Origin of the sequence: Pigmentiphaga daeguensis, assembly GCF_039523035.1 — a bacterium.
In the GTDB taxonomy this organism is placed as follows: domain Bacteria; phylum Pseudomonadota; class Gammaproteobacteria; order Burkholderiales; family Burkholderiaceae_B; genus Pigmentiphaga; species Pigmentiphaga daeguensis.
The window spans coordinates 469,844-481,951 of the sequence record NZ_BAAAEN010000001.1 but is presented as its reverse complement, the minus strand read 5'-3'; the positions used below and the strand labels follow the sequence as shown (position 1 = coordinate 481,951).

Annotated in this window: 5 protein-coding genes; all 5 read left to right on the top strand. The window is 70.5% G+C overall.

The window, feature by feature from the left end; genetic code table 11:
* The first annotated feature begins 60 nt into the window (after positions 1-60).
* The 5 genes from ABD104_RS02315 to recD all read left to right on the top strand — a co-directional run bounded on the left by ABD104_RS02315 (position 61) and on the right by recD (position 12,095).
* Positions 61-1,686 carry an ABC transporter permease gene (locus tag ABD104_RS02315; protein WP_087840173.1) on the top strand — a complete coding sequence of 542 codons (1,626 nt, stop codon included), beginning with the start codon at positions 61-63 and terminating at the stop codon, positions 1,684-1,686.
* A 77-nt stretch (positions 1,687-1,763) separates the two neighbouring features.
* The gene (locus tag ABD104_RS02310) at positions 1,764-2,789 is read left to right on the top strand and encodes an extracellular solute-binding protein (protein WP_087840172.1); all 1,026 of its coding nucleotides are present in this window, start codon (positions 1,764-1,766) and stop codon (positions 2,787-2,789) included.
* Positions 2,790-2,845: 56 nt separating this feature from the next.
* The gene (gene recC, locus ABD104_RS02305) at positions 2,846-6,328 is read left to right on the top strand and encodes an exodeoxyribonuclease V subunit gamma (protein ID WP_087840171.1); all 3,483 of its coding nucleotides are present in this window, start codon (positions 2,846-2,848) and stop codon (positions 6,326-6,328) included.
* Positions 6,325-10,017 carry an exodeoxyribonuclease V subunit beta gene (gene recB / locus ABD104_RS02300; RefSeq protein ID WP_087840170.1) on the top strand — a complete coding sequence of 1,231 codons (3,693 nt, stop codon included), beginning with the start codon at positions 6,325-6,327 and terminating at the stop codon, positions 10,015-10,017. Before recC ends, recB begins: the two co-directional genes overlap by 4 nt.
* Positions 10,014-12,095, top strand: a complete 2,082-nt coding sequence (recD, locus tag ABD104_RS02295) for an exodeoxyribonuclease V subunit alpha (RefSeq protein WP_087840169.1) — start codon at positions 10,014-10,016, stop codon at positions 12,093-12,095. The genes recB and recD overlap by 4 nt, the downstream gene beginning before the upstream one ends.
* Positions 12,096-12,108 lie beyond the last annotated feature (13 nt).

Sequence of the window (12,108 nt, the reverse complement as noted above, 5' to 3'; positions counted from 1 at the left end):
GCCGCCAACGCCAGGCGGACCTTCGCGCCCGCGTCGTCCGTCGATTTGTCCTGGTATCCGATGCACCGACGCACCGCGCTTTCCTGGCCGGCCGCCGCCGTGGCCGCCTTCATCGCCTTGCCCATCGTCAGCCTGCTGTGGTCGGTGTCGAACGCCGACGCCGGCGCCCGGGACATCCTTGCCCACCTGGCCGGCACGGTGCTGCCGGGCTATGTCGCCACCTCGCTGCTGCTGATGGCGGCCGTGGGCGCGGGCGCCGCCGTCGTGGGCGTCGCCACCGCCTGGGTCGTGGCGGCCCACGATTTCCCCGGGCGGCGCGTCTACGAATGGGCGCTGATCCTGCCGCTGGCCATGCCGACCTATGTCATGGCCTATGCCTTCACCGACTTCTTCCAGTTCTCGGGGCCGGTGCAGACCCTGCTGCGGGACCTGACCGGTCAGCCCCGGCTGCCATGGTTCCCGGCCATCCGGTCGTGGTACGGGGCGGCGCTGGTCTTCATCTTCGCGTTCTATCCCTACGTCTACCTGCTGACGCGCACGGCCTTCCTCGAGCGCAGCCCGCGCCTGTCCGAGGCCGCGCGCACGCTGGGCTGCGGCCCGGCGCGGGCTTTCTTCGCGGTGGTGCTGCCGCTGGCGCGGCCCGCGGCCGTGGCCGGCATCACGCTGGTGCTGATGGAGACGCTGGCCGACTACGGCGCGGTGTCGTACTTCGGCGTGCAGACCTTCACCACCGGCATCTACCGGGCCTGGCTGTCCATGGGGGACCGCATCGCCGCGGCCCAGCTGGCGTCGGCCCTGCTGGCCTTCGTGTTCGTGCTGGTCTGGCTGGAGCGCCGCAGCCGGACCCGCCTGCGCTTTCACGCGGGCGCCCAGCGCCACGAGCAGGCGCCGCGCCGGCTGTCGGGCCGCCGGGCGGTCTGGGCCAACCTGGTATGCCTCGTACCGCTGACCTTGGGATTCCTGCTGCCCGTGGCCATCATGCTGCGGTTCGCCGCCCAGGATTTCCACGTCATCGACTGGAACCGCTATGCCATGTGGCTGGGCAATACCCTGCGGCTGGCGGCCACGACCTCGGTGCTGGCCGTGGTGCTGGCGCTCGGGCTGGCCTACGCCGCCCGCCTGGCGCCCGGGCGGCTGGTGCGCGCCGCCAACAGCGTGGCGGGCATGGGCTACGCGGTGCCCGGCGCGGTGCTGGCGGTGGGCCTGTTGATCCTGGTGGGCGCGCTGGACGGCCGGCTGGAGGCGTGGGGATGGTCGTTCCAGGGCACGCTGACCGGCACGCTGACGCTGCTGGTCTATGCCTACCTGGTCCGCTTCCTGGCGGTGGCGCTGCAAACGACGGAGGCGGGGCTGGCCAAGATCACGCCGTCCCTGGATGCCAGCGCGCGCAGCCTGGGGGCGGGGACCTGGGAACTGCTGGCGCGTGTGCACCAGCCGCTGTTGCGGCGCAGCCTGCTGACCGCCGCCTTGCTGGTGTTCGTGGACGTGATGAAGGAGCTGCCCGCGACCCTGGTGCTGCGGCCGTTCAACTTCGACACCCTGGCCGTCATCACCGACCACCTGGCGGCGGACGAACGGTTGGGAGAGGCCGCCGTCCCGGCCCTGACCATCGTGCTGGCCGGCCTGCTGCCGGTGATCGTGCTGGCCCGGGCCATTTCCCGGCGGGACAAGCTTACGAAAAGCTGAAAGATTTGACGGGAGAGATGGGAATGACAATAATTCCCATCTCGTTGCCAACTCGACCTTATCCCGAGGCCTCGTCCATGCTCAAGCTTTCCCTGCTGACCGCCGCGTTGCTGGCCGTCTCCGCCGGCGCCCACGCGCAGGAACTGAACATCTATTCCGCCCGCCATTATCAGACGGACGAGCTGCTCTACAAGGGATTCACCGACCAGACCGGCATCAAGATCAACCGCATCGAGGCCGGCGATGCCGCGCTGGTCGAGCGCCTGAAGAGCGAGGGCGCCAAGAGCCCGGCCGACGTGATCCTGATGGTCGACGCCGCGCGCTTGTGGCGCGCCGAGGCCGACGGCCTGTTCCAGCCGGTCAGCTCCAAGGTGCTGGCCGAGCGCATTCCCGCCAACCTGCAAGGCGGCGAACCGGGCAAGGACCCGCAATGGTTCGGTTTCTCCACGCGCGCCCGCGTCATCGTCTACAACAAGGCGACCGTCAACCCGGCGGACGTCGATACCTACGAAAAGCTGGCCGACCCCAAGAACAAGGGCAAGGTCTGCACGCGGTCCGGCTCCCACCCCTACATGCTGTCCCTGCTGGGCTCGCTGATCGAGCGCAACGGCGAGGCCGCGGCCGAGAAGTGGGCCCAGGGCATGGTGGCCAACATGGCGCGCAGCCCGCAGGGCGGCGACACCGACCAGATCAAGGGCGTGGCCTCGGGCGAATGCGGCGTCGCGCTGACCAACAACTACTACTACGTGCGCATGGCCCGGTCCGACAAGCCCGAGGACAAGGCCGCAATCGCCAAGATCGGCTTCCTGTGGCCCGACCAGGCGGGGCAGGGCGTGCACATGAACGTCGCCGGCGGTGCGGTGGCCCGCCATGCGCCGCACAAGGAAGCCGCGGTCAAGTTCCTGGAGTACCTGGCCAGCGACAAGGCGCAGAACTATTTCGCCGCGGGCAACAACGAATGGCCGGCCGTGCGGTCGGTCAAGACCGACAACGCCGCGCTGGAAGCGCTGGGTCCGTTCAAGGCCGAGACGGTGTCGATCGGCGCGATCGGCCGCAACCAGGTCACGGCCCAAAAGATCCTGGACCGTACCGGATACCGTTGATCGTTCCTGCCGCTCTGTAGAATGGGGGGATCGCCCCCCATTCTCATTGTTCGCGCATGCCCGCTTCTTCGCCGCTCGCTCCCGGTTTCATGGTCGTCCACGGCAATCGGCTGGAGGAACTGCGCGGGCTGGCGGTGTCATGGATGAAGCGGTATCCGCTGGCGCCGCTCGAGAACGAAATCATCCTGGTGCAGAGCAACGGCATCGCGCAGTGGCTGAAGTTCGCCCTGGCGGCCGATCCGGACGAGGCGGGGGCGCAAGGCTGCGGGATCGCGGCGGCGGTGGCGGTGCAACTGCCGGCGCGCTTTCTCTGGCAGGCCTACCGCGCGGTGCTGGGCAAGGACCTGCTTCCCGAAACATCTTCGCTCGACCGCAACGGCTTGACCTGGCGTCTGCTGCGCCTGTTGCCGCAGGTGCTGGGCGACGAGGTGTTCCTGCCGCTGCGGCGCTTCCTGGCCGACGACGACAGCATGCGCAAGCGCCATCAACTGGCCGAGCGGCTGGCGGACCTGTTCGACCAGTACCAGGTGTACCGCGCCGATTGGCTGGACGACTGGGAGCATGGGCGCGACGTGTTGCGGACATCGCGGCGCGGCACCGTGCCGCTCGGCGCGGAGGACCGCTGGCAGGCCGCCTTGTGGCGCGCGGTGCTGGCCGACGTGGGCGACGATGGCGTGATCCAGAGCCGGGCGCGCGTGCACCGGCGCTTCCTGGCGCGGCTGGCCGAGGCCGATGCGCCGCCGCGGGACCTGCCGCGCCGGGTGATCGTATTCGGGATCTCGTCCATGCCGGCGCAGTCGCTGGAGGCGCTGGCGGCACTGTCCAAGTTCTGCCAGGTCCTCTTGTGCGTCCACAATCCCTGCCAGCATCACTGGACCGACATCGTCGCCGACCAGGACCTGCTGCGCCACCAGTACCGGCGGCACCAGCGCAAGCCCGGCATGCCCGCGGCGCCGGACGCGCAGGCCATGCACCGCTTCGGCAATCCGCTGCTGGCGGCCTGGGGCAAACAGGGCCGCGACTACATCCACCTGCTCGATACCTACGACATTCCCGAGCGCTACCAGGAGCATTTCGCTTCCATCAGCGACCGCCGCATCGACCTGTTCAGCGAACCGCCCGCCGAGCACCTGCTGGCCCAGGTCCAGGACGACATCCTCAATCTGCGCTCGCTCGAGGAAACGCGGGAACAATGGCCGCCGGTGGACGTCGAGACCGACGCCTCCATCCGTTTCCACATCGCCCACAGCCCGCAGCGCGAGGTCGAGATCCTGCACGACCAGCTCCTGGCCCGCTTCGATGCCGACCCCAGCCTGCGGCCGCGCGACGTCATCGTCATGGTGCCGGACATCGATGCCTACGCGCCGCACATCCGGGCAGTGTTCGGCCAGATCGATCCGCGCGACCGCCGCCACATTCCCTATACGCTGGCCGACCAGGGGCAGCGCGGCCGCGAGCCGCTGCTGATCGCGGTCGAGCACCTGCTGCGGCTGCCCGAGAGCCGTTTCGCGGTCAGCGAGATACTGGACCTGCTGGACGTGCCGGCCGTGCGCCAGCGCTTCGGCCTGCGCGAAAGCGACCTGCCGCAGTTGCATCGCTGGATCGCCGGGGCGGGCGTGCGCTGGGGCGTGGACGCCGGCCAGCGCGCCAGCCTGGGCCTGCCCGGGGGCATGGAGCAGAACACCTGGCGCTTCGGCCTGCGCCGCATGCTGCTGGGCTACGCGGTGGGCGCCGCGCCGGCGTTCGAGGGCATCGAACCCTATGACGAAGTGGGCGGCCTGGACGCGGCGCTGGTCGGATCGCTGGACGCCTTGCTGGAGAGCCTGGAACGCATCCGCGCCGCCCTGGCGACGCCGGCCGCGCCCCAGGCCTGGGGATTCCGGCTGCGGACCCTGATGGCCGATCTCTTCACGCCGACGACCGAGCGCGAGGAAGCCGCGCTGGCCAGCCTGTCGCAGTTGCTGGACGACTGGCTGGAGGTGTGCGAGCGCGTCGGCCTGGAGGAAACGCTGCCGCTGGTGGTGGTGCGCGAGGCCTGGCTGGGCGACCTGGATCGCAGCCGCCTGAACCAGCGCTTCCTGGCAGGGTCGGTCAACTTCTGCACCCTGATGCCGATGCGGGCGATCCCGTTCCGCGTCGTCTGCCTGCTGGGCATGAACGACGGCGACTATCCCCGGGTCCAGACGCCGCCCGATTTCGACCTGATGCGCGCCGACTACCGGCCGGGCGACCGTTCGCGCCGCGAGGACGACCGCTATCTGCTGCTCGAGGCGCTGCTGTCGGCGCGCGACGCGCTGTACGTGAGCTGGGTCGGCCGCAGCGTACGCGACAACGCCGAGCGGCCGCCTTCCGTGCTGGTGGCGCAATTGCGCGACCATCTTGCCGCGGGCTGGAAAAGCCAGGACGGCGCGGACCTGCTGGACGGCCTGACCACGGTCCATCCGCTGCAGCCTTTCAGCCCGCGCTATTTCGCCTCGCGCTCGGGGCGGCTGTTCACCTATGCGCGGGAATGGGCGGTGATGCACGAGCCCCGGGCGTCCGGGGCGCCCATGCCGCAGGCCCTGCCGCCGCCCCCGGCCGGCGCCGTCCTGGAACTGGCGCAGTTGCAGGCCTATGCCCGAGACCCGCTGCGGGCCTTCTTCAACCAGCGGCTGAAGATCCATTTCGACGATGCCGAAGAGGCGGCGGAGGACGAAGAACCCTTCGCGCTCGACGGCCTGACCCATTACCAGTTGAGCGAGCGCTTGTTGCTGGCCGGCTTGTCCGCGGACGACGCCGACGAGGCCCTGGACAGGCTGCACGCGACGGCCAGGATGTTGGCGCGCGGCGGCGAGCTGCCGCTGGCCGGATTCGGCGAACGCGTGGCGCAGGCGCTGATCGCGCCGCTGCCCGACGTGCTGGCGCGGCATCGGGAGTGGCGCGCGCGCTGGCCGCTGGCATGCGAGGTGCCGGCCGCGGTGGAGTTCCGGCATGGCGAGATCTCGTTGCAGGGCTGGCTGGGCGGACTGCGGCGCAACGACGACGGCGGGCACCTCTGGCTCGAGGCCATTCCCGGCGAGCTGGGCGTGGCCGCGCGCCTGCCACGATGGCATCGGTTGATCCGGCCTTGGGTGGCGCATCTGGCCGGCAATGCGACGGGGCTGTCCCTGCACACCGTGCTGGTCGCCACCGACGGCGAATTCAGCCTGCCGCCCGTGGCCGAAAGCGAGGCGCGGGCCTGGCTGGGCGACCTGATCGACGCCTGGGACGCCGGCATGCGCCTTCCGCCGCCGGTGGCCGTGCGCACGGCGTTCGCGTGGCTGGCCGCGCTGCCGGACGAGGCGGCGGCATACGAGCAGGCGCGCAAGACCTACGAGGGCGGGCCCACCATGCCCGGCGAGGTCGACCGCAATCCCTATCTGATGCGCCAGTTCCCGGACTTCCAGGCCTTGTGGTCGGACGAGGAGTTCGGTTCCTGGGCCCGGACGCTGTATCTGCCGCTGTTCGAAACGGCCCGGCCGGCGCGTACCGAGAGGAAAACCGGGGGAGAGCGGGCATGAGCGCTTCGTCCCCGACACGCGACCTGGCACTGACCCTGCCGCTGCGTGGCAGCCGCCTGATCGAGGCCAGCGCCGGCACGGGCAAGACTTTCACCATTTCCGCGCTGTTCGTCCGACTCGTGCTGGGGCATGGTGGCGAGAGCGCCTTCGGCCGCGAGCTGCTGCCGCCCGAGATCCTGGTCGTGACCTTCACCGATGCCGCCACCCAGGAACTGCGTGACCGCATTCGCGCCCGGCTGGCGGAGTCCGCACGCTATTTCCGCGAGGAAACCGAGGCGCCGGATACCTTGATCGCTGCTTTGCGTGGCGACTACCCCGAGGCCGACTGGCCCGCCTGCGCCAGCAAGCTGGACGTGGCGGCGCAATGGATGGACGAGGCCGCGGTGTCCACCATCCACGGCTGGTGCCAGCGCATGCTGCGCGAACACGCCTTCGACAGCGGCAGCCTGTTCACGCAGACACTGGAAACCGACCATACCGACCTCCTGGCCGAGGTCGTGCGCGACTATTGGCGCGAACATTGCTATGCATTGCGGGACGAGACGCTGGACTGGGTGTCGACGAACTGGATCACCCCCGATGCCTTGCGGCGGCGGATTTCGCCTTTGCTGGCCCATGCATCGCCACGCGACATCCCCGGCACCTTGGCGGACATCTACGCCAGTGCCCGTGCCCGCCGCGCCGCGGCGCTCGCCCAGCTGAAAGCTCCGTGGACCGCCTGGAGCCAGGAATTGCGCGCACTGTGCGATGCGGCCTGCGCCGCCAAGCGCGTCAACGCCCGCAAGTTCCAGGCACGCTGGTACGGCCCCTGGTTCGACCGCTTGTCCGCCTGGGCGTCCGATCCCGCGCTGGAAATCCTGGACCTGGGAACGGGATTCCAGCGCCTGACTCCGGCCGGCATGGCCGAGATCTGCGAGGCCGGCCATCGCATCGACCATCCCGCGCTGGATGCCATGGTCGACCTGCCGCGCCTGCTTGCCCGACTGCCATCGGCCGATGCCGACATGCTGGCGCACGCCGCGTATCGGGTGCGGATCCGCTTCGACGAGGAAAAGCGGCGCCGCGCCGAAATGGGTTTCGACGATATGCTGACCCGCCTGGATGCGGCGCTGCGCGGCGAGAACGGCGATCGGCTGGCCCAGGTCATCCGCGCCCAGTTCCCGGTGGCGCTGATCGACGAATTCCAGGATACCGATCCTGTCCAGTACCGGATCTTCGACCGCGTCTACCGCGTCGCCGACGACTCCGACGATTGCGCGCTGCTGATGATCGGCGATCCCAAGCAGGCCATCTACGCCTTCCGCGGCGCCGACATCCATACCTATCTGCGCGCCCGCCGGGCGACCGCCGGCCGCCACTACACGCTGGGCACCAACTTCCGCTCCAGCGCCGGCATGGTCGCCGCGGTCAACGCCGTATTCGAGACTGCCGAGAACCGGCCGGACGGGCAGGGCGCCTTCCTGTTCCGGCGCGGCGGCGACGACCCGCTGCCCTTCGTGCCGGTAGCGGCGCAGGGCAGGGCGGAGTCCCTGGTCACGGACGGCGCGCCCGCCGCGCCGTTGACCTTCTGGCTGGCCGACCAGGACGCGCCCATCGCCGGCGGCACCTACCGCGCGGCCATGGCCGCCACCTGCGCCACCGAGATCGTCCGCCTGCTGGCCGGCGGCCGGGCGGGGAACACGGGCTTCCTGCAAGACGGCGCGATCCGCGGCCTCGCGCCCGCCGACATCGCGGTGCTGGTGCGCGACATGGGCGAGGCCCATGCCATCCGTTCCGCGCTGGCCGAACGCGGCGTGCGCAGCGTCTACCTGTCGGACAAGGACTCGGTGTTCGACGGCCAGGAAGCCGCCGACCTGCTGCGCTGGCTGCATGCCTGCGCCGAACCCGACGACGACCGCAAGCTGCGCGCGACGCTGGCCAGCGCGACGCTGGACCGGCCGCTGGCCGAGCTCGACCGGCTGAACCGCGACGAGCGCTTCTGGGAGTCCTGGGTGCTGCGTTTCCGTGGCTACCGCGACCTGTGGCGGCGCCAGGGCGTGCTGCCCATGCTGCGGCGCTTCATGGACGACTTCGGGCTGCCGGCGGCGCTGGCCCGGCGCGCGGACGGCGAACGCGCCCTGACCAACCTGCTGCACCTGGCCGAACTGCTGCAACAGGCGGCCGGCGAACTGGACGGCGAGCAGGCCCTGATCCGCCACCTGGCGGAGCACCTGGCGCAGGACGGCCAGGCCAACGAAGCCCAGATCCTGAGGCTGGAAAGCGATGCCCAGTTGCTCAAGGTCGTGACGGTCCACAAGTCCAAGGGGCTGGAATATCCGCTGGTCTTCCTGCCGTTCGCCTGCTCATTCCGGCCCGCCGACCGTACCCGCCCGCCGCTGCGCTATCACGACGAATCCGGCCGACTGGTCGTCAGCATCGCGCCCGGCGAGGCCGAGGAGGCGCTGGCCGACCGCGAGCGGCTGGCCGAAGACCTGCGTCTGTTGTACGTGGCGCTGACGCGGGCGCGCCATGCCTGCTGGCTGGGCGTGGCCGACCTCAAGCGCGGCCGCGCCGCCGAATCGGGTTGGCCGCTGTGCGCGCTGGGCTATCTGGCCGGTGGCGGCGAACCGCTGGCGGGATCGGCCCGGCTGGAGTCCGTGCTGCGCGCCCTGGATCCTTCCGGGGCCTTGCTGCGCACCGTGCCGGCCCCACGGCCGGACACCGTCGTCCTGGACATGCAGGCCGACGGTCCCGCCGAACCCGTGTACCGCACGCCCGGACGCCAGCCCGGCGAACCGTGGTGGATCGCTTCCTACAGCGCCTTGCGCGTCGCCAGCCTGGCCGACGGCGACGAAGATGCGCGCGAGGCCCGCCTGCACGGCGACACCAGCCCCGAGACGCCCGAGGCGCAAAAGCTGTTCGACGACGACGTTCCCGACACGGACGAGACGCTGGCCGCGCCGGCAGGCACCGGCATGCATCGCTTTCCGCGCGGGCCGGGACCGGGCACCTTCCTGCACGGCCTGTTCGAGTGGGCAGGGGAGGAGGGCTTCGGCGCCGCCGCGGCCGATCCGGACCGCTTGGCCGACGCCGTCGCGCGCCGCTGCAACCGCCGCGGCTGGGAAAGCTGGATCACGCCGCTGAGCCGCTGGCTGTCGGGCGTGCTGACCGAACGGCTGCCGCTGGGCGCGGGGCGGAGCTTCCGGTTCGCGGAGCTCGAGTCCTACCGGGTCGAAATGGAATTCTGGTTCGAAAGCCGCCACGTCGACGTCGCGCGCATCGATGCGCTGGTCCGGCGCCACGTCGTGCCGGGCGCGGCGCGGCCCGGGCTGGAGCCGGCCATGCTCAACGGCATGTTCAAGGGCTTCATGGACCTGACCTTCGAACACCAGGGGCGCTATTACGTGGCCGACTACAAGTCGAACTGGCTGGGCGCGACCGACGCGGCCTACACCACCGCCGCGATGGAAAGCGAGATCCTGGCCAAGCGCTACGACCTGCAGTACGTGCTGTACCTGCTGGCGCTGCACCGGCAGTTGACGGCGCGGCTGCCGGACTACGACTACGACCGCCACATGGGCGGCGCGCTGTACCTGTTCCTGCGCGGCACCCGGGCGCCGACACGCGGCGCGTACTTCGATCGCCCGCCGCGCGAACTGATCGAGCAACTCGACCGCCTGTTCGCCGGCGTTGCGGAGGCACAGGCATGACCCGGGCTTCCTCGAACTACGAATTGCCGTTCGATGCGCCCGCGCCGCAGGCTTCGCCGGACCTGCGCGACCGCGAATCGCTGCTCGGGCTGCTCGATGCCTGGGTCGAGCGCGGCTGGTTGCGGCGGCTGGACCGCGCCTTCGTCGGCTTCCTGCTCGAGTGCCGTCCCGATACCCAGCCCCTGGTGGCGGTGGCCGCCGCGCTGGCCAGTCATCAATTGGGGCACGGTCACGTCTGCCTGGACCTGGCCCTGACGCTGGAGCGGCCCGACGAGGCGCTGTCCCTGCCGCCTGAGGGCGACATGGGGCCCTCGATGCGCCTGCCGTCCGACCTGCTTGCCGGCGTGGATGCCGCGACGTGGCTGGCCGCGCTGGCCGGCAGCCCGCTGGTGGCGGATGCCGCTAGGGCGGACTCGACCGACGAGGGGCGGCCGCTGGTGCTCGATGCCGGCCGCCTGTACCTGCGGCGCTACTGGGACTTCGAGCGACGCATCGCCCAGGCCCTGCGGGAGCGCCTAGCGCACCCGGTCGAGACACCGCCGAACCTCGCGCAATCGCTGGCGTTGCTGTTCGACGAAACCCAAGCCGCGGACAGCGGTCCCGACTGGCAGAAGCTGGCCTGCGCGCTGGCCGCCCGGGGCCGCATCGGCATCGTCACCGGTGGACCGGGAACCGGCAAGACCACCACGGTCGTGCGCCTGCTCGCGCTGCTGCAGATGGCGGCGGTAGAAGCGGGGCGGCCGCTGCGCATCCTGCTGTCCGCGCCCACCGGCAAGGCGGCGGCCCGCCTGTCGGCATCCATCGCCGAACAGGTCGGACGACTTCCCGTTTCCGACGCTGTCCGGGCGGCCATCCCGACCGAAGTCTCGACGCTGCACCGGCTGCTGGGCAGCCGGCCGGACACGCGCCATTTCCGCCACCATGCCGGTAATCCCTTGCTCATCGACATGCTGGTCGTGGACGAGGCGTCGATGATAGACGTCGAAATGATGGCGCACTTGATGGCCGCCTTGCCGCCTCACGCCAGGCTGGTCCTGCTGGGCGACAAGGACCAGCTCGCGTCGGTGGAGGCGGGCGCCGTGCTGGGCGATCTCTGCCGCGACGCCGATGCCGGCCACTACACGCCCGAGACCCTGGCCTGGCTCGAACAAGCCAGCGGCGAAAGCCTGGCCGGCACGGGGCTGTCGCCCGGCGATGCCGAACGCCATGCGATGGCGCAGCAGATCGTCATGCTGCGCCGCTCGCGCCGCTTCGGCGCCGGCAGCGGCATCGGGCAACTGGCCCGCGCGGTCAACGCCGGGCTGCCGCAGGAAGTACGAACCGTGCTGGAACGAGAATCCGCCGCGCCCGATCCCGACGTCTATGACACGCGCGGCATCCGGCCGGACGCGCTCGACCGGCTGCTGCTGGATGGCCATCCGGCCTCCGCGCGCGGCAAACCCTGTGGCTATGCGCACTACCTGGACGTCATGCAGCGCACCCGTCCGGCCGCGGATATCCCGGGCGACGATCCCGCCTGGGAAAGCTGGGCGGCCCGGGTGCTGGCGGCCTTCGACGCCTTCCGCCTGTTGTGCGCCGTCCGCAAGGGAGAGCAGGGGGTCGAAGGCCTCAACGCGCGCATCGCGAGGGCGTTATGCGCGCGCGGACTGATCGAACAGGAGCTGGGCTGGTACGAAGGTCGTCCCGTCCTCGTCACCCGCAACGACTACGCCCTGGGCCTGATGAACGGCGACATCGGCATCGCGCTGCGCGTGCCGCAAGGCGACGGGGAAGGCACCGCGCTGCGCGTGGCCTTCCCGCGCAGCGACGGCACCGACGGCGTGCGCTTCGCGTTGCCGAGCCGGCTCAACGCGGTGGAAACCGTCTACGCCATGACCGTCCACAAATCGCAAGGCTCGGAATTCGCGCACACCGCCTTGCTGCTGCCGGATCGGACCAGTCCCATCCTTACGCGGGAACTGGTCTATACCGGCGTGACGCGCGCGCGGACGTGGTTCACGATGGTGGAGACGGCGCCGGGGGTGCTGGAGGAAGCGGTGGCCCGGCGGGTGCGGCGCATCAGCGGATTGTCGGTCTGAGGTTGAAGCCGTA